Origin of the sequence: Agarivorans sp. OAG1, assembly GCF_037076485.1 — a bacterium.
Classification (GTDB): Bacteria; Pseudomonadota; Gammaproteobacteria; order Enterobacterales; family Celerinatantimonadaceae; genus Agarivorans; species Agarivorans albus.
This window is the reverse complement of record NZ_AP028990.1, coordinates 3664712-3686159: the sequence shown is the minus strand read 5'-3', so window position 1 is coordinate 3686159 and position 21448 is coordinate 3664712. Positions and strand designations below refer to the sequence as shown.

Here is a 21448-nt window from a genome sequence, read left to right as displayed (position 1 = left end):
ATGAGACTCAAATTGTTAAAAGCGTTTAAACAATGGAAGGGCGTGCGCAGCGAGGCCTGGTTAGCTAAACGCGTGCCTAGCAGTAGTAGTTTACGTTTAACTCGAAAAAATCTGTTTATTCTGCCCACTAGCTTTGGCTGGGGATTTTTAATCGCCTTAGTGGTGATGTTGATGATGGGCAGCAATTATCAAAATAACTTAATTATTGCCTTGGGCCTATGGTTGTTGGCGCTTTGGTTAGTGTGCTTGGTGTTATGCCATCAAAACATGTCGGGAAATACCGTGAGTTTATTGCAGCGACCTGAAGGGCAATGCGACAAGCCGCTGCGTTTATTACTTAACATAGTTAATAACAAGCAGCCTCATGCTTTAGCCGCAGAAATAAAGAACTGGCCCTGTAAGCAAGCCTATCAACAACTAGACGGTCAGTTGGCGTTAGATTTGGAAGTACAGCAGCGTGGGCGTCAACTACTGCCTCGGATAAGTCTCTCAAGTATCTTTCCTCTGGGTTTATTTAGATGTTGGACGGTGGCTGATTTTAATTGTGAGCTGCTGGCTTATCCTGCACCGCTGGCCGGTTTTGCTTGCCCTTCTCAAGAATGGGTAGAAGCCCATGATGTTGAGCGTGCGGCTAGTGATAGCCAGTTGCAAAGTGAGTTTTCGGGCCTTAAGGCTTATCGTAGCGGCGAGCGAAAAAGCTTATTGGCTTGGAAGCAGTTTGCTGCGGGGCGAGGCTTACAGACTAAGGCATTTACTGGCAACCCTAGTATTGATTTACACCTTAGTGATCGCAGGCACAGCGGTTTGAATTATGAACAAACTCTTTCGGTATTGGCTTTTTGGTTGCGCCAGTTGGCGCAGCAACAACAGAGTTTTAGCTTACAAGTTGGTGCAAAGCAACTGGCCAGCGGGAGCGGTCAACAGCAACTAAAAGCGGGTTTAAGATTACTTGCAGAGGCGCCGAGCAGTGATGAATAGTCTCAATAGTTCGCATATTCGCATGTCGTTGTTGTGTTATTCAGCAACAGCCTTGTTATTGCTACAACAAGTGCCATGGCTGCTAGTGCTTGTAGGCTTGACTGCGGGGTGGTGGCGCTTGCGGGTGATGCAAGGCTTAGCCACTTTACCGAAACCGCGCTGGGTAAAGCTAAGCTTAGTGCTACTTATTGCAATGGTGCTGTGGTTAGCGCGCTCCTTTGAGCTGTTTGATAAGCTAGTGAGCCTGGTAATGCTTGGCTACAGCTTAAAGTATATTGAGCTGCATAAGCGGCGTGATGTGGAAATGTTTAGCCTTACTGGCTTGTTTTTGGTGGCATTTTCACTGGTTTTTTCTAGCCAACCTTTAGCTGCTTTATTGGCAGCGCTAGTGGCATTTTTACACTTGCTACTGTTGCTTAGCTTAGATGTGAAAATAAGCTTTAACTGGGCTAAGCGATTAGGCTTATGGTTATTGGCTATTGCTCCCCTAGCTATCGCACTATTTATTGTTGCGCCACGCTTAGCACCTTTGTGGAAAATGCCTACCCCGAGCAGCGCGCAAACTGGCTTGTCTGATGTGGTTCGCCCTGGTGATATCAGCCAATTGATTCGCTCAGATAAGTTAGTATTTCGGGCGGAGTTTAGTCGCGCGCCAGAACCCGATGAGCTGTATTGGCGAGCCATGGTTTTAGACGAATTTGATGGTGAGCAATGGACCCGCAGCCAGATAGCTCAACAGAAACAAGCTCCCGATAGCTCAAGTGCTATTAACCAGTATCAACTCTTGTTAGAACCCGCCAGCCAAGCGTGGTTAGCCACCTTAAACCCTAGCCAAGTTCGTGGTGGTGGCGCTAACTACGTAGCCGATGGTAGCTGGCAACGTGAAGGCGAGAGCTTTCCACGACAAATTCTAAATTTTAGTCAATTAGAGCCGCCTACCAGCAGCGCAGTTCCACCTGCTTATTTGCACTTTCTTACCCGTTTACCGCAAAACATTACACCCAAAGTTAGCGAGCTTAGTGAGCACTTGGGGTCCGGGTTAAGCCCTCGATCACCCGATTACCCAAAGCAAGTGATGACACGCGTACAGCAGTGGTTCTTAAGTCAGCAGTTTAGTTATACCCTCAGTCCGCCGGCTTACCCAGGGCTGTTAGGCGTCGAGCGTTTTTTATTAGATCAGCAGAGCGGCTTTTGTGTTCATTATGCGCAAAGTGTGGTGATACTGGCGCGTTTGCAGGGGATCCCAGCTCGCATGGTTACCGGCTTTTTAGGTGGAGAATGGGAGCAACAAGACAGCTTACTAGCAGTGCGTAACTACGATGCACATGCTTGGATGGAGTATTGGGATGGTGAGCGTTGGGTACGGCTTGACCCCACCGCTTGGATCGCCCCTGACCGGGTGGAAAACAATCTACAGCAAAGCCAAGCTACCGCTCAGCAGTGGCAAAGCATTAGCGGTTGGGGCCAAAAGATTTGGTACACCCAAGGCTTTAACCAACTGCGCTTATGGCTTGCCCAAGCCGATTATTGGTGGGCTAAATGGGTACTTAACTTTGACCACAAACGTCAGTTAAGTCTGTTTTCTCAATTACTGGCTTGGCTGCCGGGCAGCTCCTTATTAATGTTAACCGCCGCGATGATTTTGCTGGGTTTACTTACCACTGTTTTACTTATGGCTAAACCTTGGCAATGGCGTCTGCCCAATAAACAAGTTGTCTCGCTTAAATGGCAGTGTTGGCTATTGGCAAGGCGGGGAGTTGTTCGGGCCAAAGGGGAAAGCTTTAGTCATTTCTTAAAGCGTGTAGAGCAGCAAGCGCCGCAGCGAGCATTCGCCTTAGAACACGCTATTAATAACTATAACCAAAAGCGCTATCAGCCTTAGGTTTCAATTCAACTATAAACGAGCTGCTCGCCGCGTTTAAAGCCCGCTTATCTCGAACAAAATTTCAACACCAAAGGTCAACAGACCCTAGTTCTTTTCAACAAATACAGTGAGTTTCCTTAATTAAGGCTAATTTATTTGTCAATTTGTGTGAGCTAACCAGATTATTAGCATCGCTGCTCGTAAAGTGAGCGACACTAAAAGCTCAGGCAAAAGGAGATGATAATGGATTGGATTGAGTGGTTTGGTTACTTGGCGTCGGTGGTGGTGGCCATTTCGTTAACCATGAGTTCGATTGTAAAGCTGCGCTGGTTAAACATGGTGGGGGCAGCGCTGTTTTCTACTTATGGGTTTATTATTGGTGCTATGCCGGTGGCTTTGTTAAACCTTTTTATTGTATTTGCTAACGTTTATTACTTGCAGGGTATTTACCGCAGCAAGGACCAATTTAAACTAGTGGCAGTGGAAGCTAGCAGCCCATTGCTTGGTTTTTGGATTGAGCATTATCAATCTGATATCGAGAAGTATTTTCCGCAATTTTCGACAGATAGTTTGCTTGGGCAAGGTTGTTACATACTAATGCGCAATAGTGAACCTGCAGGCATATTGGTGGGCAAACAGCAATTGCATGAGTTTGAAATAAAGCTCGACTACGTTTTCCCCGCTTATCGAGACTTTAAAACCGGCGATTATCTTTACCATAGCTCTGGGTTTTTTGAGGCCTTAGGTGTTAAGCAGCTAGTTAGCTATACGGCGGTAGCGAGTCATCAGCAGTATTTAGTTAAAATGGGCTTCAAAGTTTCGGCGGATAACGCTGCTCTATATCAATATAAACTTAGTTAGAGCTTGTTTGTCTTTCGAGCTGATTTTTGCAGCTCTTTGTGGCTTATTTATAAAAGGTAGAAGCTTTAATGTGTAGTTAGCCTACATGAGAAGCTGTTAACGCTGTAGAAATAAGCCACAAAGGCTGCCCGAAGAGTTCGGCTAACATCGTTTTATGCTTTGTTAAGGCGTATCTACCTAGATTGCTAGGCTACACAAGCCTTGCCGCGCCTAAAGCTATTTTATCGCGAACAAAATTTAACCGCGAAAGATAAACCGCCTCTAGCATTACGGCAGCAGAACAGCGCAACATGCTGTTAATTTTATGCTAGGGTGAGTTTTTTGATTTGCCTTTAGGTAACTGTAATATGCGTTTGAAATTGCTGCCATTTTTATTTCTGCCTTTGTTGTTTGCTTGCGTATCTGCTGAGCAAACTCGCGCTCCTGAAACGCGTTCAACCACGGTGGTAACTGGGGACACTGAGTATTTGGAAAGCTCGAGTGGCCGATATGCTTGGCACCCGAGTTTAGGCCAAGCCCATCTCAATAAAGCTGAAAACGAAGACTTACTAATATCTGAGCTACGTAAAAGCATTACTAAAGCGATGGCTAAGAAAGGCTACACGCAAGTCTCTTTGCAGCAGCAACCCGACTTTTTAGTTGGCGTGGGCGCAGCGCTTGAATCTCAAATGAGTGACCAGCAAATATTAGAACGCGCTGGTATGATGGCGGGGATGTCTAGTGATTCACTAGATCCTGAGCTCTACCAAAAAGGCTCAATTATGGTGGCGCTATTTCAAGCAGAAGATACTGGCCCATTTTGGCGGGTATTAGGCCAAGGTATGGCACCTACCGATATTCCCCTTAGCGAACGAAAGCTGCGTATCGAATCAGCCATTGAGCGTTTGCTGCAATATCTACCTCAGCGATGAGTCGCTTTGGCAGTTAGTTGACTAAGTTAGTGACTTAAGGACAAAAGCGATGGCCGAGAATACACCAAGTAGCTTTAGCGTAAAGCAAGCAGCAGAGTTAGCAGGCATAAGTAGCGACACTTTGCGGTTTTACGAGAAAAAGGGGCTGCTGTTTACGGTTAATCGCTCACCTAGCGGCCATCGCCGTTTTAGTTCGCAAAACATAGAATGGCTGCGTTTTATTGTTTGTTTGAAGTCTACCGGCATGTCGCTTGATGCGATTAAGCAATATCGCGATATGCTGGACGAAGGCCCTAGTACCGAGCAACAGCGTTTGCAGCTGTTGCTCGATCATAAACAGCAAACCGAGCAACAAATAGCCTGCCTAAATCGAAATTTAGAACACGTACAGCGGAAAATAGAGCACTACCAAACCGGTAGCGAATTAAGCATTAAACTTAAGTCGCTTTAAACCGATTCAATCAAGGCGATATCTTGTTTATTGAGGTTAAGGCTAGCGCCTTTTATTACCCCATCAGCTTGCTCAGGGCTACGCATTCCCACAATGGCGCCGGTAATTACCGGGTGCTTTAAGGTCCATGCAATTGCAACTTCTGCTGCCGATACTTGATGTTTTTCTGCAACTTGCTGCAGGGCAGCAACTATTTTTAAGTTATGACTTAGCTTTGGTTCGTTGAAGTCATCGGCTTTTTTACGCCAATCATCATCACCCATTGCAGCGATCCGTTCGGCGCTCATTTTCCCAGTAAGTAAGCCAGATCCCATTGGTGAGTAACAAATCACCCCGGCATTGTGTTGCTGGCAGTAGGGCAGTAGCTCAGTTTCACATTCTCGGTTTATTAGGCTATATGGTGGCTGCATACTGTTAATAGGGGCTAATTTTTGTAGGCTTTGCATCTGTTCGATGGAGTGATTAGAAACGCCTAAATAACGAATTTTCCCCTGCCGTTTTAACTCAAGCATGGCTTGCCAAGCTTCTTCAATGTCCTCGGCGGGGTTAGGCCAGTGAATTTGGTATAAATCGATGGTTTCTACTTGCAGACGTTTTAGGCTGTTTTCTACTTCCTGTTTAACGCTGGCTGCTTTAAGACACGGCTCAATATTATTTTGTGCATCCCAGTTAAAACCACATTTGCTAAAGATAAGTGGTTTTTCACTCAAGCTTTTAATGGCTTTACCTACTACTTCTTCGCTGTGTCCAAGCCCATAAACGGGCGCTGTATCTATCCAATTAATGCCTAATGACAAGGCGTGTTGAATAGTGGCAATGGAGTCTTCATCTTGCTGAGCTCCCCAGCCCCACTCCCACTTTCCACCCATTGCCCAAGCGCCTAAACCAATACGAGAGATATCTAAATCGCTGTTGCCCAAACGTGCCAATTCCATGTTGACTCCTCAAAAGCCTTGTTGATTACTATGTAAACAAATAACTTAGACGTGAGTGTAAATCTTGGAGTTAACTCCAAGTCAAGTGCTAATACTGAGTCGGTGAAATATCGCTTTGACTAGTGATATTTCAACACATTCGGCTAGGATTAAATTAAGCCCTAAACTTATTGAAAAAGAAGGCCTTATTTCGGTTAATCTAATTTGGCTTGCGACCTTGTGCTGACTACACTGAGGCGATAAATAAGTTATAAAAACGATGCAGGAATCTTCATGTTAAAACAATACCCAGTTACCGATTTACACCGCCACTTAGATGGCACCATTCGCGCAGAAACCATTTTGGAATTGGGTCGAAAGTTTAACGTAAGTTTGCCTGCTAACTCGCTACAAGAATTAATCCCCCATGTGCAAATTACCAAGCAAGAGCCTAACTTGGTGGCCTTCCTTTCTAAGTTAGATTGGGGGGTAAATGTATTAGGTGATTACGATGCTTGTGCGCGGGTGGCTGAAGAGAACGTTGAAGATTTAGTAAAAGCGCAGATCGATTATGCCGAATTACGTTTTAGCCCAGGCTATATGGCAATGAGCCATAAACTGAACCCAGAAGGGGTGGTTGAAGCGGTTATCGAAGGTGTGCGCCGTGGCATGCAAAAGCATGATGTGCAAGTAAACTTAATTGGCATTATGAGCCGCACTTTTGGTCAGCAAAGTTGTAGCGATGAATTAGCCGCTTGTATGGCGTTTCGCGATCAAATTGTGGCGGTAGATTTGGCGGGTGACGAGTTAGGTCATCCGGGTAATTTATTTGTGGAGCAGTTTTCACGAGCTAGAGATGCAGGTTTTGCTATTACGGTGCACGCTGGCGAGGCTGCGGGTTCAGAGAGTGTGTGGCAAGCGATTCGCGAACTAGGTGCAACCCGTATTGGCCATGGCGTTAAGATTGCCGACGATCCAGAATTAATGGACTATGTAGCAAAACATAAGATTGGTGTAGAGTCTTGTTTATCATCTAATTTCCAAACCAATACCACGCCAGACTTAAGCCAGCATCCACTCAAACGCTTTTTAGAACATGGTATTCGAGCTAGCTTAAATACCGATGATCCTGGCGTATCGGCGATTGATTTACCCGACGAATACCGCATTGCACGTGAGCAGTTGGGTTTTGGAGATGAACAGATCGCCAAACTGCAAAGCAACGGTTTGAAAATGGCCTTTATTAGTGAAAGTGCGCGTCAGGCCTTGCGGGAAAAAGCCTCAAAACGCTAAAGGAGCTAAGCAAAAGCCCGTGCATTAGCACGGGCTTTTTTATGGGCGCCGTACACCCAAGCTTATCTGTGGGCCTGGGCAATCCATTACTGCTGCAATGCAGCGGATCATTTCGTTTTCTAACACAGTAAGTTGTTTATCTAAACAAATACAGGCTACCAAGGCGCGCAAAATACGCTGCTTAATTTGCGGGTAGGCGTTGGCGAGCTTTTTCACTGCAGGGCCAAAATGCTCAACCTGGCATTGCTCCAGAGGCAACAAGGTAATGGTATATAAACCAATGCTGTTGGCGCCAATCCCAAAGGCGCGCTGAGTCTCGGTATCATTATCATGGCCAAAGTAAGCGAGGCTCGATAATACGACTGAAAATGGCTCAGATAACGCTGGAATACTGCTATAGACCGGTTTGCTGTGCGTAACTTTTTCAAATTGATGAGATAAGTAGTGTTTTACTAAGTGGTACAAACACCATTCATACATATCAACTTGTTGGTCTGCCTTAATTAGGCTGCGTAGGTTGTCCATAAAACGCTGATATTGCTTAGCCGACATACACTTAAGCGCAGGAAAAGATAGCTCGAGCAAGGGTAAGCGGTAGCTTTTGTCCACCGAGTTTATCCAACTCCAAGCTTGAAGGGTTTCTTCAATTCTTGAAGATTTACTCAGGTTGTCTTTAATATCGTCTAGCTGTTTAGCGCGTTGTGCTTCGTCGTTGCTAAGCAGCAAGGCATAAACCACGCTGATAACGCCACAAGGATCATGAGCCAAACTCAGCAATCCATCGGGTAAGTGGGCTAATTCGCCACTTACCGTTACAGTATTCTCTGACAGGGTAAACTCAGCTTTTTCAGATTTGTTATCTAGAGCGTCTATGGCCGCTTCTGCTGCCGCTGCTACAAACACGGTTTTTTTGAGTTGCTCTTGACGTTGTTGTTTGGCTTGTTGTTGGCTGGTTTTACTGTAAATAGGTTTGGCTACTTTTTTAATATCGCGCTTGATCAGTGCGCCATCCCAGCGAGGAAGAATCCGTTTTATCCGTGATTTAATGGCTGGATGAGTGGCAAAAAAGCTGCCTAAACGGCGAGCATCACCTATAAACATATGGCTGGTTTCTTGGCTAAGTGGGGTACGTAAACCCGAACCAGCATCATAACCGCCGATAATTTTTAGCGCATCAGCGATGCCATTGGGGTTACGAGTAAACTGAACAGCCGATGCGTCCGCCAAATACTCGCGCTGGCGACTGATGGCTGCTTTGATCATATTTGCAAAGAATAAACCTATCCAGCCTAGAGCCAGTAAGCCAAATCCTGCAGCCGCCACCCGAGCGTCATTATTGTTAGAACGGCTCGATGAACGGTGGCTATAACGCTGAGTATGCAGAATAAATTCACCAAGATTAGCGATAAAAACTATCCCGCTAAGCAAGGCAATTAAGCGCACGTTTAGGCGCATATCACCATTTAGAATATGACTAAACTCGTGGGCGACTACACCTTGCAACTGCTCTCTATTAAGCTGTTCAAGTGCGCCTTGAGTAATGCCAATCACTGCGTCGGCAGGGGTGTGCCCTGCTGCAAAAGCATTAATACCAATTTCATCTTTGAGCAAATATACCGAAGGCACCGGCATGCCAGAAGCTAGTGCCATTTCTTCAACAACATTGAGTATTTGTTGCTGCTCTGGGTGTTGGCTATTTGGAGGAATACGCTGACCACCTAAAGATTCAGCTATTCTTCTGCCGCCATCTTTTAACTGAAACCACTTAAAAGCAATCGCGCAGATAATGACACTAGTCATTACCAAGCTAACAAATACCAGAATATCAGCAGAGAAGAAGCTGCGATTGTCTGGCAAGTTTAACTCACTGGTAGAGTCAAACATCCACAAACACGCGGCGATCAAAATATTACTTAGGCCAATTAAAATGATTACAGCGATAACAAATAATAAGATCAACCACTTGCTGTTACGACGAGCATGATCTTGTTCGGCAAAAAAGTTCATGGTGCTCCCCGGTGCTTAAAAAGACACTTTAGGGGCGTTTTGTATCTCAGCACTGTCGGCAAACTCGAGTAAGCTTGCATCTTTTTTATGGCCAAATTGGGCAGCAAAAAATACCGGTGGGAAAGATTGACGGTATTCGTTGTATTCGGTTACCGAGTCATTAAAGGCTTGGCGTGAAAAAGCGACACGGTTTTCTGTAGTAGTAAGCTCTTCACTCACTTGCATCATGTTATCGCTGGCTTTTAGGTCAGGGTAGTTCTCCATCACAATGTTCATTTTGCTCATGGCACCTTGCAACGCCCCTTCGGCGCTGGCTAATTTGCTAAGCGTTGCACCAGTGGGATCACTTGCTGCAGCACGCAATAATGCCGAAGCATCGTTACGGGCACTGATCACGGCTTCTAAGGTGTCTTTCTCATGTGCCATATAGGCTTTGGCTGTTTCAACTAAATTAGGGATAAGGTCGTAACGACGTTTAAGTTGAACTTCTATTTGAGCAAAGGCGTTTTGGTAGCGATTGCGCAAGCTAACTAAACGGTTGTAGATACCAACAACATAAAAAATTAGTGCCGCAATAATTACCAAGATTACAATTAGTGATACATCCATTTGCCTAAGTTCCTTTATTTATTAAACACTTAATATCTGCATGATACGGATTTAGCCTAACAATGCTATGGCTTAACTAGCAGTTTACGCTTAAATGATTAAGTTAATTTTTGCCAAGGTGTAAGTAAATGCTGCCAATACTGATTTGGTGAAAGCTTTGGAGCTGGGCTTGTTGTTTATGTGTTCGCTAGCCTGGTGAAACTGGCCACGTAAATGGAGCCGTTAAAGCTAGCTACAAACCCACAGCATTGGCAAAAAAGCATTTTAGTTTAGCTACTAAAGCTGCGATGCTAGGTGAACACAAGGATGAAAATAATAGGGTAGATATCACCATGCATGAATTGGCGACACTCGCGATAACCGTATTTATGGGCTTTTTTGCGATGATGAACCCTATCGCAAATACTGCTGTGTTTGTTGGCTTAACTGGCGGCCAAGGTACTGCTGAGCGCAAGCGAACTGCGTTTCGCTCACTTGCAACGGCTTTTTGTATCGTAGCAGCCTTTTGTTTACTGGGAAAAGGCATATTTGAGTTATTTGGTATTACTTTGCCTGCGCTGCGTTTAGCCGGCGGTATATTGGTTTTTCTGGTGGGCTACCATATGTTGCAAGGTGCGAGCTCTAAACTGCATTCTCATACTCCCAGCAATGATAGTGACGATGAGGAAAAAGACATTGCTGTATCTCCATTAGCGTTGCCTATCCTAGCCGGGCCAGGAACCATCGCTACAGCGATGAATTACTCAGCTTCTGGAGGGATTATAAACATCATCGTTACTGTTATCGCATTTGCCTTACTGTGTTTAATTACTTTTATCTGCTTTTTATATGGCCCAAAATTGGTAGATAAAGTGGGCAAGGATGGGATAAATATTACCACCCGATTGATGGGGCTAATTCTTACCGTTATTGGCATGCAAATGCTAATTCAAGGCGTGCACGATGCCTATATGTTGTTCTCTAAATGATTTGCATAGAGTAAAAGCAAAAAACCAAGGCCTTGCCTTGGTTTTTCTCATTAGATGTTTTTAAGCGGGAATGTGTTCTGGTTTGGTAGAAAGTACAGCTAATAAACGTTGTGCGTGCTCGGCCACTTCAATGCCTAAGTCGGTGAGGTAACCGCCGTCGGGTAGGGTGCTTAAACCTTTATCAAACAGGCTTTGTGCTGCAGCAATTACTTCGGGAGCTGCATCATGGTGAACCTTAATCCCGGTTTGCAAACTGCTCATATCAAATTGCAGCAGTAAGTTGAGTTCGGCGATAGTATTGGGAGTAAATTTCATCGTGCCATCCTTTATGTTTTTGTTATCTCCACATTAGAAAGCCCACTCTTATTGCGCAAGCGGTCAGGATAAGAACTGATACCTTACGCACTGTTTTGTTTGCTTACGTGATGCCGCAAAAATCTCTCAATGACCTAGCGCAATTTTGTTCAATAAAGTTTATCGGTGAATGCATATAGTTTGGTTTTGTTAGAAATACGGAGATCATAGTGAGTATATTTTTATCGATGTTGGTGTTTGCATTTATTGGTGCTGTATCTCCGGGACCAGTTAATATTATTGCTACAGGTGCTGGCGCTAATTTTGGTTTTCGGCAAGCCTTGCCACATGTAGTTGGGGCAAGTGTTAGTTATAGTTTAGTGGTGCTTACAACGGGTTTAGCGCTAAATGCACTGTTGTATTGGCTTCCCAGTTTAACGGAAACTTTAAAATACTTAGGGGGCGCATTTTTATTGTATATCGCGGTGAAAATTGCTTATTCACCAGTGGCTACTCAGGCGGAGCGGGCTTTGGCTAAGCCCCCTAGTTTATTACAAGGAGCGCTGGCACAAGGTTTAAATCCTAAGGCTTGGTTGGTTGCAATGTCGGGAGTAAGTTTATTTGTATCGGCACAGCAGCCAGCATGGTTATATTTGTTGGTTTTTTGCAGCATCTCTCTTATTGTTTGTTTGGTGGGAGTGGGAACATGGGCCGCGATAGGTTCGCTTATTGCCCGTTATTTGCAATCTCCAATGCGAATGCGAGTATTTAATGTGCTAATGGCGCTGCTATTGGCTGTTTCGGTATTGTCGCTTTTTGTGTAGCTCTATGAGTGAGGCTTTATGACAACTATTGCAAAGCATTTATTAAAGCGAAGTGCCCAGCTGCCGTTTGTTGAGCTGCGCCAAGCTGAGCATTCTGAGGCTTGTTACCATACCCATTCTCACGATGAGTTTTCCTTTGGCATTATTGATACTGGCGAAGCCATTTATAAAAACATGCAACGCCAGCATCATATTAGCCAAGGACATAGCGTAACCATTAACCCCGGAGATGTGCATTCTTGTAATCCAAAACAAGGTGCTTGGTCATATAGAATGCTGTTTGTGGAAACGGCTTGGGTAGCGCAACTGCAACAAGAGATGTTTGCGCGCTCTGCCAGTGACTATTTTGCATTCGAGAAGCATTGCTTAAGTCATAAACAAGATTACCGCTTATTAGAAAACTTATTTAATAGCATTAAATTAGAGCGAAATTCACTAGAGCAAGAAAGCTTGTTGATTGCTTTTTTTGAGCAACAGTTTGCGGCAAAACACCCATTGCGAGCAGACTTACGTTGTTTAGCTAAACCGCAATTGAAAAGGGTGAAAGAGTGTATTTCTGACCAGCTAGATAGTCAGTTAAGCTTGGGTGAACTTGCGGAAGTGGCCGAGCTTAGTCGTTTTCATTTAGTGCGCAGTTTCAAGCAGGTTTACGGATTGTCTCCGCATGCCTTTCAACTTAATCAGCGAATTAATCGCGCCAAAGCGTTGTTGCGCGAAGGAAGCAGTATTGCCGACACTGCCTTAGATTTAGGCTTTGCTGATCAAAGTCACTTTCAACGAAATTTTAAAAAGCGCTTGGCACTTACACCTAAGCAGTACCAAGGCTTTTTTGTGTAGCATGCTACACCCTTGTAGGAGCACTGCAGAGTTAGTTCTTTAACGATTCCAACACTGGTAATAAATCACTCGGCTCTTGGCGCTTGGTGTAGTCTGGGTCGACAAAGGCACTCGCGATAGAACCATCTTGGGCAATGACATAGGTTACCGCTAGCGGTAAGTTAAATTGTCCTGCGCCGTTATGTTGTTCTACTTCAATACCAAATGATGAGTAAATAGGGCGTAGCTCTTCGGGTAGGGCAAAAACGATACCTAAGCTTTTGGCGTATTCTGCATTTTCATCACTTAACACCTGAAACTCCAACTCATTTTTCTCGGCGGTGCTTAACGATGCATCTGGTAGCTCAGGGGTGATCGCCACTAGGTTTGCTCCTAAGGCTTTAATTTGCGGCAAAATTTGCTGGTAGGCGCGTAGCTCTAAGTTGCAGTAGGGACACCAGCCACCACGGTAAAAAGTCACAATGGCCGGCCCTTGCTTGAGTAATTCAGCCAAACTAACCGAGTCACCATTTTGATTCGGTAAGGTAAACGCTGGTAGTTGTTGCCCTTGTTGAGGTGCCTTGGCTGCAATGCCACTCTCGGCTAAGTTTTTGGTGGCTTGTTTCATTAGTTGCTGCACCTCTAGTGGTGCTTTCGCTACAAAAGAAGCAATGTAATCGGCGATCTCTGTTTGTAAACTCATGGTCAATCCTTAGAAGTGTTAGCTTATTTTTGAATGTTCATTCAAGCAGTGTTTGAATGAACATTCAAGTTAATTTTGAATAAACGTTCAAAAAGATGTTTAATTGTTTACCTAAAGGTATACTTACACCGAGTTACCTAAGTAGAGTGGATAGATAAATGGCTAAGATGCAGTTTCAGCGTGACCAGGTATTGGAGCAGTCGGCTAACTTGTTTTGGCGAGTGGGTTATAACGCCACTTCTATGCAACAGGTGTTCAAACATACTGGTTTAAAACCGGGTAGTATTTACTTAGCCTTTGGTAACAAAGAGGCACTATTTAAAGAGTCTTTAAGCCATTATGCAGAAGTCTCTAAAGCGGGAATTACCAAAAGTTTAGACGCAGCAGAGTCGGTTGAATTGGGCATCTGCGAAATACTTGATGGTATGGTGTCCCAATCTGCTGCATCGGACTATTGCAGCTGCTTTTTAGTGAAAAGTCAGCTTGAGCTTAGTGATGAGCCAAACTTACAAAGCTTTGTGAGTGAGCAGCTACAGCAAATAGAGCAGCTTTATGCTGGCTATTTACAAGCAAAGTATGGTGAGCAAGACGCTAAAGCCAAAGCGTGTTGTATCATGCTTCACATCTTTGGTATTCGGGTTTATAGCTACCACCAAGGTAGTGAGTTAGCCATGCGCCAAGCCTTGCGAACTGGGCTTGCTTGGTTGCCGTGGCATGGCTTGAGCCACTAAACTTAACGGCTAGCCAGTTAGTTATTACCAACTTAGCTCTTGGTCATCCCAAGACCAAAACTTGCCGCTTTGCTCTGGACTTAGTTGATATATTCTCTTCAGCAGCAATGTTGCACTGCGTTCGCTGGTTAACAGCTTGTGTTTGGCAACATTGGCTTGAAATGGCTTCGATAAGGCTGTGTCGGTAGTACCGGGGTGCCAGGCCGCGACACATACTTTAGGGTGGGTGCGTTGCCATTCTATAGCGATGTTTTTTAAGGCCATATTGAGTGCGGCTTTAGCACAGCGATAACTGTGCCAACCACCAATGCGATTGTCGCTAATTGATGCCAGCTTGGCCGAGATACTTAAAAATACACCAGATTGGCTATGTTTTAGCGCGTTAGCAGCATGTTTTGCCAGTAACAAACTGGGCAAGGCATTTAGCTGCATGCTCAGCATAAAGCTAGCCGCTTGGCATTGGCTTAAGCTTTTTTCAGGCTTTAACTGAGGCGAGTGTAATACTCCGGCGCAATTTATTAGCCAATCCAGTTGGTGAATATTGGCCATTAGCACTGCTATCTCTGTTTCATCACTAAGGTCTAGCTGCTGCCAATAAAGCTTAGGATGCTGCAAGGTAGGCATGTTTGAATGCCAAGTGGCTGTGATACTTGTAATCGTTGCTTGTTCGAGCAGTTGTTTAACTAAAGCGAGGCCTATGCCACCGCTGCCGCCAGTTACCAATACTTTCATGGGTAGAATCTTGTGGTTGGTTTTAAATAGTTACGTGGCGAAGTGTTAACTAGTTTAATAATGCAGGAATTAACAGAGGGCTAGCGGAGCAAAAACGGTGAGAAATCCAGTGGCAAGCAGGCGCTTGCCACTGTTAGCCATGTTTAGAATAAGTGGCTGTATTGCATAGAGTAGTAAACAGCATCTGAGCGAGTATGGCCAATTACTTCACCTACAATCGCGCTAGTTTCTCGAACTTCAACATCTTCTCCTCGAACAAAAGCTAAGCCAAAGTCGATGCTTGAGTTTTTGTTTAAGTGGTAACTCGCACCAGCGGTGTACCAGTTACGATCTGAGTCTGGGATAGACAGTGAGCTAATTTCATCCACTACACCTTTGTCATGCATATAACCGGCTCGAGCTGTCCAGTTCTGGTTGATAGTGTAAGTACCACCTACACTAAATAACCAAGAGTTTTTCCATTGGTAACTTTTTACCGTGGCGTCTGGGTTTGAACCGGTAACCGTAATATGTTCAAAATCACCCCAACTGGTATGTTGCGCCGTGTAGTGCACTGCCCAACTAGGGCTTAACTCGTGGTAACCAGCGATTTGGAAAATATTGGGCAGAGGAATATGAATTTCATCGTATGTATTTAGGCTTGGGAAACCGAACTTTACATTCCCATCAGCTTTGAAGGTTGGGCTAATTCGGTAGCTCATACCCAATCGGTTTTTATCGTTGATCTCGTAGGTAGCTCCTAGAATACCACCCACGGCCCAGCCATCAGCTTCAACATCAACCATCGTACTTTGTACATCTGAACCACCAAATATTTCGCCTTGGCGTTTTAACTTACCCTCACCATAAATAAGATCTAATCCAGCACCAATGCTAAATTGTTGATTAATCCGGTAAGACACGCTGGCATTAAAGTTAGAAGTAATAATTTCGGTTTCGCCAAGTAAATCAACAGGTGTAACCGATGCACCGCTGTTATTTAAGGAGCTAATATCGGTGCCTGTACCAAAGTTAGAAAATGCACCTACGCCAACGGCAAAGGAATCGTTAATTGGGTGGATGTAGTAGATATTAGGTATAACTTTATTATCTGCAGCATCATTTTCACTTCCCAGGTTAAGAGGGCCACCTAGAGTGTTGTAATTTACATCCTTAATGGTTACATCAACGTCTGCGTAGGTTAAACCTAATGACAAGGCTTTGCGGTCGAACATCGCCATGGCTGCAGGGTTACGTGATAATACCGATGCATTATCAGCAATAACTGCGTCACCAGAAAACGCACGACCAATACCGGTGGCCGATTGGCTATTTAATTGAAAACCTGCCGCTAAACTTTGGCCAGTAAGTAATGAGGCGCTAATTGCAACTAGACTTAATTTACGTTTATCCATAACTTCTAATCTCTCGAATAAGTGTCTCAGTTCGCATGGCGTAACTGAATTGTTTTATTTTTGTAATATTTTCCGCATCTTAGGCAAGTGATCGGTCCTCTACAACTCCGACCAGAGCGAATATTCTAATGTTGAAATTGTTAAAAGCGGTGGTCTGACCTGAATGTTGCAAGCTAAGCGTCTGGTTTATAGTGCATAATTTTGTTAATTGATGGTGAGACTTAAATTACTGTTAGATTATTTGAGGTGGGAAGGAGTAAAACTAATGTTTAAAAATGAGAGCTTTATTCGCGGGAGCAAGCCATGATAAGACATATTCTTTTGATTAAGTTTAAGGCTGAAGTGAGTGACGCAAACATTCAGCAAGCTCGGCAAAATTTTTTAGATATTCCAAATAAAATTGAGGGAGTACTAGAGGTTGAATGGGGGCGAAACGATAGCCCTGAAGCCTTAAACAAAAACTATCAATACAGTGTAATAATGACCTTTGCTGATGAAGCAGCGCGGCAACACTATTTACCTCACCCAGAACATGAGCGTCTAAAACACCATTTTGTTCCTTTGCTCGAAGACATCATTGTTTTTGATTTCACTCTATAAAGCATTTTAAGGGCTGTAGTTATTTGTGAGTAAACCTTGGCGACTAATGTGTAATAACCATTGTTTTAGGTCAAACCAGCTTAGATTAACTTGTTGCTGTGTTTTTAATCAATTATGCTTGGTTTATTAATCAACACCTTTGGTGTTGCTAATTTATGCGAGTAAATGCGTTGTTGTATGAGGCTTAGTTTGCAAATGAAAGTTGTAGTTGTTGGTCTGCTAGTCACTGGGTTAGTAGCCTGCGGTTCAGAGCAGGAAGACTCTGCCTCTGTAAGTATGGCTAATCCCGCATCAGTATATTGTGTAGAACAAGGTGGAGACCCACAGATTAAGAAAACCGCTGAAGGGGAGGTGGGCTATTGCCACTTTACCGACGGGCGGGTTGTTGAGCAATGGGACTTTTATCGCGCCAGCTTGGAATGACAATAGCTTGGTCTAGTGCTTTAGATGTTTAACCAGTTAATTTAGGTTTTTTACTTCGATTTTTTCTCAGTTACCAGATACCTTATAACAATCGATGCGTGGCTGAACAAGCCTGTTTTATGTAGGTTGGAAATGATAAAGCTAAGTGCAACGGCAATGCTTATTGGCAGTGTGTTAAGCCTTACTGCTTGTGGAGAAAAGCCCAAGGTATATAGCGGGCGTTTTATTTTTGGTCATGAGGTGAGGGAGTTTATACCTTGCGGTCGCTCGGCATTATGGTGGCAAGCCGATCAAGACCTAGTAGCCGATCTCATCGAATTCTACCAACTCAATACCACTGAACCTTACCAAGCCATTTACGTTCAAGCGGAAGCTAAGCTGCTTCCAGCCGCGACCGATGGATATGCTCAAGAGTACCCCGCAGTGTTACGTTTGGATAAGATACTTGATTGGCAACAGGCTGTGCCCGACAGTTGTAATGCTCCCTCTTCGTAATAAAGGATCGTCGTTTTGTTTGCGCGTTTTATTTTTTCTATTTGTACTGCGGTAACCAGTTTAAGCAGTTTGGTTATTTTTGGTTTGAGCTGGTGGCCATTGCTGTTTTTGGCGCTTGCTTCTTTTGTCATCTTATCTTTGTACTTTAAAGGCTTAGATTACATAGCGATATTATTAGCGAGAATTTGCGGCGCACTAGCGCTGTTAGGTTTAGCCTTGTTAATGCTAGCGGCTACCGTAGGCGGCAGTTTTCATTTATCGCCTAGTAATTGGTTAATGGCGGGCTTAATGCTTACGATGAGTCTTTCGGGCCTTAGCGCTTTTTTTTGGCGACAGTCTGAGCCACCTATTACCGAGGAATAATCATGTTTAAGGCTTTTCATCATGTGGCGATAATCTGCTCCAACTATACCCGTTCAAAACACTTTTATTGTGAGTTATTGGGCCTTGAAGTAGTTGCTGAGCACTACCGAGAACAGCGAGATTCATATAAATTGGATTTAGCCTTGCCCAGCGGCGAGCAAATAGAGTTGTTTTCTTTTGCTAATGCACCTGCAAGGCCAAGTTACCCAGAGGCGCAAGGTTTGCGCCACTTAGCGTTTGTTGTGGAAGATGTAGAGAAAACGGCTGCTTTGTTAATAGCAAAAGGGATAGAGGTGGAGCCGGTAAGAATTGACCCTTATACCGGCAAAAAATTCACCTTCTTTAGTGACCCCGACGGCCTGCCTTTAGAGCTGTATCAGCAATAGCTGTACCCTTAGCCACAGCCACAGCCACAGCCACAGCCACAGCCACAGCCACAGCCACAGCTATTGTTGAATGCTCAGCAGCAGTTTAGTTTCTGCCGGCCATTACTCCGCCGTCTACATCCCAAATTGCTCCGGTTACCCAATCTGCTTTATCACTGAGTAAAAAGCTTACGGTGTTAGCTACATCCTCTACTTGGCCAATCCGACCAATTGGATGAAAACCATCAAAAGACGCTAGGCTCTCATCTAAGGCTTCCGGCTCAATAAAAGCGTGGTAAATGGGGGTTTTAACTACCGCTGGCGCAACAGCGTTAACTCGAATCTTGTGGTCGGCTAATTCCATAGCTAGGTGTTGAGTAAGTGCATGCAATCCTGCTTTGGCCATTGAATAAGCCGAAGATGGGGTCGCTTTAATCGCTTGCTGAGCCCACATAGAGCCGATGTTTACAATACTACCGCCTCGATGTTTTATCATGTTTTTCGCTACTGCTTGGGTAATGAAAAACAAGGCTTGGTTAAGCTGCATGTATTGTTGGTAGTCGCTTTCGCTGTGTTGCAAAAAGGCAGTGGGCTTAAAGTAGCCGGCAGCATTCACTAGTTGCTTGATGGCACCAAAATTACTGATTTTTTGTTGTAACTCGGCGACCTGTTCTGGCTGGTATAAATCAAACTTCCAAGTGATAACCTCACCTAGTGATGATAGCTCTTGCTTTGCTTTAGCCAGCTTTTGTAGCGAACGCCCAACAAGAATAACTGCTTTATCTTGTGCTAAAAGCTGCTTGGCTGTGGCGTACCCAATTCCACTAGAACCACCGATGATTAAGCTATAAGACTGAGTAGGTTGTGTCATGATAAATCCTTTACAAGTGTTTGAGTTCAGGCTCATCTTATGGAACATTGAGTTATCAAGAAAAGTAGGCACAAACCAGTACCCTAGGTACTTTTGAGTACATCTTAATGAAAAATAAAGAATTATTATTTTCCCGAAAATCGGCACCTGAACGCAGTGCACGTATGGTTGAAACTATTTATGGCTGTAAATGGTCGTTAACGGTGTATCAATTATTGGCAAACGGAATTAATCGACCCGGAGAAATGGTGCGCAATGTGGAGGGTTTATCAACAAAAGTACTTAATGAATGCCTGCGAAAGAATCTCGAGTTTGGCATCTTACAGCGAATTGAATATGCAGAAGTGCCACCGCGAGTAGAGTATCAAGTGACGGCATTTGGCGATAAGTTCTTACGCATACTAGAGCAACTTGAAGAGCTGCAGCAAGAGTTAGCTAAGTAGTTTAATTAATTGATCCCTTTAGCTTTTAGCTACGTTATAAGCAAGTTGACGAGATTACAATAGGTAGCCAATGAGCACGCAATTACTGTGGTTTAGAAACGATTTACGCAGCAAAGATAACCAAGCACTAAGCGCTGCTGTGGCTAGTGGAAAAGCAGTGTTAGCGGTGTATACGTTATGCAGTAAACAATGGCAGCAGCATGATTTAGCACCGATTCAAGCCGACCTTATTCTGCGGCGTTTAACTCAATTACGCGAAGACTTAGCCGCGCTTAATATCCCTTTGTTGGTGCTTGAGCTAGAGGGTTACCAGCAGGTGCCAGAATGTTTGTTATCGCTATGTCAGCAATACCAAATCTCAGAGGTTTATTGCCACTCTCAATACGAGCTAAACGAACAGCGTCGTGATCAAGCTGTTGAACAGGCCTTAAGCCAGCAAGCTATTGGCTTTCATCGTTACCACGGAGAATGCATAGTTCGGCCTGGGCAGGTGCTTACAAAAAGTGGCGAGAACTTTAAAGTATTTACTCCCTTTCGTAAGGCCTGGTTAGCAAGTTTAAGTGAGCAATCTTATAGCCCCTTAGGCAGCCCTAAAGCGATAGACAAATCCTTACTTAATGAACAGTTGCTGAGTTTACTTAATCACCCGAAAGCGATTAACTGTAATTACCCTCGGGCAGATAGCAGTGCTTGGAGTTGCCAAGACCAACAAATCATTCAGCAGCTGCGTGATTTTAGCGCCAGCAAGGCCATTGATTATCACGATTTGCGTGACATGCCAGCGCTAAATGCAACCAGTAAACTATCGGCCTATTTAGCCTTGGGCATGCTGTCTGCACGGCAATGTTTAGCCAGAATCTATCTCGACCATGCCGAGGCAATTGCCAGCCAGCAGGGCGGGGCGTTTACTTGGTTAAGTGAGATTATTTGGCGGGAGTTTTATCGCCATTTAATGGCGGTTAATCCTCAGTTGTGCAAAGGCAGCGCTTACTTAACATGGACCGAATCGGTGGCATGGCAAGATGATGAGCACTTACTTAAGGCTTGGCAGCAAGGTAAAACCGGTTACCCAATTGTTGATGCCGCCATGTTGCAACTTAAACAAACTGGCTGGATGCACAATCGCCTGCGCATGGTGGTTGCCAGCTTTTTAACTAAAGATTTATTACTTAGCTGGCGTGACGGTGAGCGTTGGTTTATGCAGCATTTAATCGATGGTGATTTTGCTTCTAACAATGGTGGCTGGCAATGGGCAGCGTCTACCGGCACTGATGCTCAGCCTTATTTCCGTATTTTTAATCCGACAACCCAGGCTCAGCGATTTGACCCGGATGGAGAGTTTGTTCGCGCTTGGCTGCCAGAACTGGCTAACATTCCGGGCAAACATGTGCATACACCGCATACTTGGGCCAATAAACATGGGGTGCCTTTAAACTATCCTTTACCAGTGGTAGATCATGCAGTGCAGCGCAAGCAAGCTTTGCATTTATTCGAACAAGCAAAAAACAAGGCTTGACCTTCCTCTTACGGGAGGGTTG

25 protein-coding genes are annotated in these 21448 nt (G+C 44.5%); 17 read left to right on the top strand and 8 right to left on the bottom strand.

The annotated features are described in order from the left end of the window. The 5 genes from OAG1_RS16800 to OAG1_RS16780 all read left to right on the top strand — a co-directional run bounded on the left by OAG1_RS16800 (nt 1) and on the right by OAG1_RS16780 (nt 5065). Nucleotides 1-978 (top strand): DUF58 domain-containing protein, encoded by a 978-nt coding sequence (locus OAG1_RS16800; RefSeq protein WP_338622091.1) that lies wholly within the window; start codon nt 1-3, stop codon nt 976-978. Further along, nucleotides 971-2860 (top strand): DUF3488 and transglutaminase-like domain-containing protein, encoded by a 1890-nt coding sequence (locus OAG1_RS16795; protein ID WP_338626434.1) that lies wholly within the window; start codon nt 971-973, stop codon nt 2858-2860. Before OAG1_RS16800 ends, OAG1_RS16795 begins: the two co-directional genes overlap by 8 nt. 225 nt (nt 2861-3085) lie before the next feature. Further along, nucleotides 3086-3703: a hypothetical protein gene (locus OAG1_RS16790; protein ID WP_338622090.1), complete on the top strand. Its 618-nt coding sequence runs from the start codon at nt 3086-3088 to the stop codon at nt 3701-3703. A 347-nt stretch (nt 3704-4050) separates the two neighbouring features. Beyond that, the gene (locus OAG1_RS16785; protein ID WP_338622089.1) at nt 4051-4614 is read left to right on the top strand and encodes a DUF4136 domain-containing protein; all 564 of its coding nucleotides are present in this window, start codon (nt 4051-4053) and stop codon (nt 4612-4614) included. Between the two features lie 49 nt (nt 4615-4663). Next, a complete protein-coding gene (locus OAG1_RS16780; RefSeq protein WP_221076216.1) occupies nt 4664-5065 on the top strand; it encodes a MerR family transcriptional regulator in 402 nt (133 codons plus the stop codon). Here OAG1_RS16780 and OAG1_RS16775 read toward each other — a convergent pair. Next, entirely contained in the window at nt 5062-6000 is a 939-nt protein-coding gene (locus tag OAG1_RS16775) for an aldo/keto reductase (protein ID WP_338622088.1), read from the bottom strand. The two genes, OAG1_RS16780 and OAG1_RS16775, sit on opposite strands and share 4 nt — an antisense overlap. A gap of 273 nt (nt 6001-6273) precedes the next feature. On the opposite strand from OAG1_RS16775, the gene add reads away from it, so the two are divergent. Next, complete coding sequence (gene add, locus OAG1_RS16770; RefSeq protein WP_338622087.1) at nt 6274-7272, top strand: adenosine deaminase; 999 nt, start codon at nt 6274-6276, stop codon at nt 7270-7272. Nucleotides 7273-7311: 39 nt separating this feature from the next. Here add and OAG1_RS16765 read toward each other — a convergent pair whose 3' ends face one another. Further along, nucleotides 7312-9279 (bottom strand): M48 family metallopeptidase, encoded by a 1968-nt coding sequence (locus tag OAG1_RS16765; protein WP_338622086.1) that lies wholly within the window; start codon nt 9277-9279, stop codon nt 7312-7314. A gap of 15 nt (nt 9280-9294) precedes the next feature. Next, nucleotides 9295-9888 (bottom strand): LemA family protein, encoded by a 594-nt coding sequence (locus tag OAG1_RS16760; RefSeq protein ID WP_152780112.1) that lies wholly within the window; start codon nt 9886-9888, stop codon nt 9295-9297. A 332-nt stretch (nt 9889-10220) separates the two neighbouring features. Between OAG1_RS16760 and OAG1_RS16755 the strand changes: the two genes are divergently transcribed. Then, nucleotides 10221-10856, top strand: coding sequence for a MarC family protein (locus OAG1_RS16755; RefSeq protein WP_338622085.1), 636 nt, complete (start codon nt 10221-10223; stop codon nt 10854-10856). 60 nt (nt 10857-10916) lie between these two features. Here OAG1_RS16755 and OAG1_RS16750 read toward each other — a convergent pair whose 3' ends face one another. Further along, nucleotides 10917-11171: a TIGR02647 family protein gene (locus OAG1_RS16750; protein WP_016400383.1), complete on the bottom strand. Its 255-nt coding sequence runs from the start codon at nt 11169-11171 to the stop codon at nt 10917-10919. A gap of 209 nt (nt 11172-11380) precedes the next feature. Here OAG1_RS16750 and OAG1_RS16745 point away from each other — a divergent pair, with 209 nt between their 5' ends. After that, a complete protein-coding gene (locus OAG1_RS16745) occupies nt 11381-11974 on the top strand; it encodes a LysE family translocator (protein ID WP_338622084.1) in 594 nt (197 codons plus the stop codon). 18 nt (nt 11975-11992) lie between these two features. Further along, nucleotides 11993-12811 (top strand): AraC family transcriptional regulator, encoded by an 819-nt coding sequence (locus OAG1_RS16740; protein ID WP_338622083.1) that lies wholly within the window; start codon nt 11993-11995, stop codon nt 12809-12811. A 31-nt stretch (nt 12812-12842) separates the two neighbouring features. On the opposite strand, the gene OAG1_RS16735 is transcribed toward OAG1_RS16740, so the two are convergent. After that, the gene (locus OAG1_RS16735) at nt 12843-13493 is read right to left on the bottom strand and encodes a peroxiredoxin-like family protein (RefSeq protein ID WP_221076226.1); all 651 of its coding nucleotides are present in this window, start codon (nt 13491-13493) and stop codon (nt 12843-12845) included. A gap of 158 nt (nt 13494-13651) precedes the next feature. Here OAG1_RS16735 and OAG1_RS16730 point away from each other — a divergent pair, with 158 nt between their 5' ends. Then, complete coding sequence (locus tag OAG1_RS16730) at nt 13652-14224, top strand: TetR/AcrR family transcriptional regulator (protein ID WP_338622082.1); 573 nt, start codon at nt 13652-13654, stop codon at nt 14222-14224. Nucleotides 14225-14248: 24 nt separating this feature from the next. On the opposite strand, the gene OAG1_RS16725 is transcribed toward OAG1_RS16730, so the two are convergent. Both OAG1_RS16725 and OAG1_RS16720 read right to left on the bottom strand, forming a co-directional pair. After that, on the bottom strand, nt 14249-14956 hold the full coding sequence (locus tag OAG1_RS16725) for an SDR family NAD(P)-dependent oxidoreductase (protein WP_338622081.1): 708 nt from the start codon (nt 14954-14956) through the stop codon (nt 14249-14251). 143 nt (nt 14957-15099) lie between these two features. Continuing rightward, nucleotides 15100-16350: a porin gene (locus OAG1_RS16720; protein WP_338622080.1), complete on the bottom strand. Its 1251-nt coding sequence runs from the start codon at nt 16348-16350 to the stop codon at nt 15100-15102. Nucleotides 16351-16653: 303 nt separating this feature from the next. Here OAG1_RS16720 and OAG1_RS16715 point away from each other — a divergent pair, with 303 nt between their 5' ends. The 5 genes from OAG1_RS16715 to OAG1_RS16695 all read left to right on the top strand — a co-directional run bounded on the left by OAG1_RS16715 (nt 16654) and on the right by OAG1_RS16695 (nt 18617). After that, nucleotides 16654-16950, top strand: coding sequence for a Dabb family protein (locus tag OAG1_RS16715; protein ID WP_338622079.1), 297 nt, complete (start codon nt 16654-16656; stop codon nt 16948-16950). A gap of 195 nt (nt 16951-17145) precedes the next feature. After that, nucleotides 17146-17373, top strand: coding sequence for a DUF333 domain-containing protein (locus tag OAG1_RS16710; RefSeq protein ID WP_338622078.1), 228 nt, complete (start codon nt 17146-17148; stop codon nt 17371-17373). A gap of 132 nt (nt 17374-17505) precedes the next feature. After that, a complete protein-coding gene (locus OAG1_RS16705) occupies nt 17506-17868 on the top strand; it encodes a hypothetical protein (protein WP_338622077.1) in 363 nt (120 codons plus the stop codon). A gap of 15 nt (nt 17869-17883) precedes the next feature. Further along, entirely contained in the window at nt 17884-18231 is a 348-nt protein-coding gene (locus tag OAG1_RS16700) for a hypothetical protein (protein ID WP_338622076.1), read from the top strand. A gap of 2 nt (nt 18232-18233) precedes the next feature. Beyond that, a complete protein-coding gene (locus OAG1_RS16695) occupies nt 18234-18617 on the top strand; it encodes a VOC family protein (protein ID WP_338622075.1) in 384 nt (127 codons plus the stop codon). An 85-nt stretch (nt 18618-18702) separates the two neighbouring features. Here the strand turns inward: OAG1_RS16695 and OAG1_RS16690 are convergent, their stop codons facing one another. Next, nucleotides 18703-19467 (bottom strand): SDR family oxidoreductase, encoded by a 765-nt coding sequence (locus tag OAG1_RS16690; protein ID WP_338622074.1) that lies wholly within the window; start codon nt 19465-19467, stop codon nt 18703-18705. A gap of 107 nt (nt 19468-19574) precedes the next feature. On the opposite strand from OAG1_RS16690, the gene OAG1_RS16685 reads away from it, so the two are divergent. Beyond that, nucleotides 19575-19910: a winged helix-turn-helix transcriptional regulator gene (locus OAG1_RS16685; RefSeq protein WP_040306824.1), complete on the top strand. Its 336-nt coding sequence runs from the start codon at nt 19575-19577 to the stop codon at nt 19908-19910. A 70-nt stretch (nt 19911-19980) separates the two neighbouring features. Further along, nucleotides 19981-21426, top strand: coding sequence for a deoxyribodipyrimidine photo-lyase (gene phrB / locus OAG1_RS16680; RefSeq protein WP_338622073.1), 1446 nt, complete (start codon nt 19981-19983; stop codon nt 21424-21426). The last annotated feature ends 22 nt before the right edge of the window (nt 21427-21448 follow it).

What these genes read in the sequence shown, in the direction of transcription:
- OAG1_RS16705 (WP_338622077.1), top strand. Translation starts at nt 17,506, where the DNA reads ATGATAAAGCTAAGTGCAACGGCAATGCTTATTGGCAGTGTGTTAAGC.
- OAG1_RS16765 (WP_338622086.1), bottom strand. Translation starts at nt 9,279, where the DNA reads ATGAACTTTTTTGCCGAACAAGATCATGCTCGTCGTAACAGCAAGTGG.
- OAG1_RS16685 (WP_040306824.1), top strand. Translation starts at nt 19,575, where the DNA reads ATGAAAAATAAAGAATTATTATTTTCCCGAAAATCGGCACCTGAACGC.
- phrB (WP_338622073.1), top strand. Translation starts at nt 19,981, where the DNA reads ATGAGCACGCAATTACTGTGGTTTAGAAACGATTTACGCAGCAAAGAT.
- OAG1_RS16785 (WP_338622089.1), top strand. Translation starts at nt 4,051, where the DNA reads ATGCGTTTGAAATTGCTGCCATTTTTATTTCTGCCTTTGTTGTTTGCT.
- OAG1_RS16755 (WP_338622085.1), top strand. Translation starts at nt 10,221, where the DNA reads ATGCATGAATTGGCGACACTCGCGATAACCGTATTTATGGGCTTTTTT.
- OAG1_RS16780 (WP_221076216.1), top strand. Translation starts at nt 4,664, where the DNA reads ATGGCCGAGAATACACCAAGTAGCTTTAGCGTAAAGCAAGCAGCAGAG.
- OAG1_RS16800 (WP_338622091.1), top strand. Translation starts at nt 1, where the DNA reads ATGAGACTCAAATTGTTAAAAGCGTTTAAACAATGGAAGGGCGTGCGC.
- OAG1_RS16795 (WP_338626434.1), top strand. Translation starts at nt 971, where the DNA reads ATGAATAGTCTCAATAGTTCGCATATTCGCATGTCGTTGTTGTGTTAT.
- OAG1_RS16775 (WP_338622088.1), bottom strand. Translation starts at nt 6,000, where the DNA reads ATGGAATTGGCACGTTTGGGCAACAGCGATTTAGATATCTCTCGTATT.
- OAG1_RS16710 (WP_338622078.1), top strand. Translation starts at nt 17,146, where the DNA reads ATGAAAGTTGTAGTTGTTGGTCTGCTAGTCACTGGGTTAGTAGCCTGC.
- OAG1_RS16690 (WP_338622074.1), bottom strand. Translation starts at nt 19,467, where the DNA reads ATGACACAACCTACTCAGTCTTATAGCTTAATCATCGGTGGTTCTAGT.
- OAG1_RS16725 (WP_338622081.1), bottom strand. Translation starts at nt 14,956, where the DNA reads ATGAAAGTATTGGTAACTGGCGGCAGCGGTGGCATAGGCCTCGCTTTA.
- add (WP_338622087.1), top strand. Translation starts at nt 6,274, where the DNA reads ATGTTAAAACAATACCCAGTTACCGATTTACACCGCCACTTAGATGGC.
- OAG1_RS16720 (WP_338622080.1), bottom strand. Translation starts at nt 16,350, where the DNA reads ATGGATAAACGTAAATTAAGTCTAGTTGCAATTAGCGCCTCATTACTT.
- OAG1_RS16750 (WP_016400383.1), bottom strand. Translation starts at nt 11,171, where the DNA reads ATGAAATTTACTCCCAATACTATCGCCGAACTCAACTTACTGCTGCAA.
- OAG1_RS16735 (WP_221076226.1), bottom strand. Translation starts at nt 13,493, where the DNA reads ATGAGTTTACAAACAGAGATCGCCGATTACATTGCTTCTTTTGTAGCG.
- OAG1_RS16695 (WP_338622075.1), top strand. Translation starts at nt 18,234, where the DNA reads ATGTTTAAGGCTTTTCATCATGTGGCGATAATCTGCTCCAACTATACC.
- OAG1_RS16730 (WP_338622082.1), top strand. Translation starts at nt 13,652, where the DNA reads ATGGCTAAGATGCAGTTTCAGCGTGACCAGGTATTGGAGCAGTCGGCT.
- OAG1_RS16715 (WP_338622079.1), top strand. Translation starts at nt 16,654, where the DNA reads ATGATAAGACATATTCTTTTGATTAAGTTTAAGGCTGAAGTGAGTGAC.
- OAG1_RS16760 (WP_152780112.1), bottom strand. Translation starts at nt 9,888, where the DNA reads ATGGATGTATCACTAATTGTAATCTTGGTAATTATTGCGGCACTAATT.
- OAG1_RS16790 (WP_338622090.1), top strand. Translation starts at nt 3,086, where the DNA reads ATGGATTGGATTGAGTGGTTTGGTTACTTGGCGTCGGTGGTGGTGGCC.
- OAG1_RS16740 (WP_338622083.1), top strand. Translation starts at nt 11,993, where the DNA reads ATGACAACTATTGCAAAGCATTTATTAAAGCGAAGTGCCCAGCTGCCG.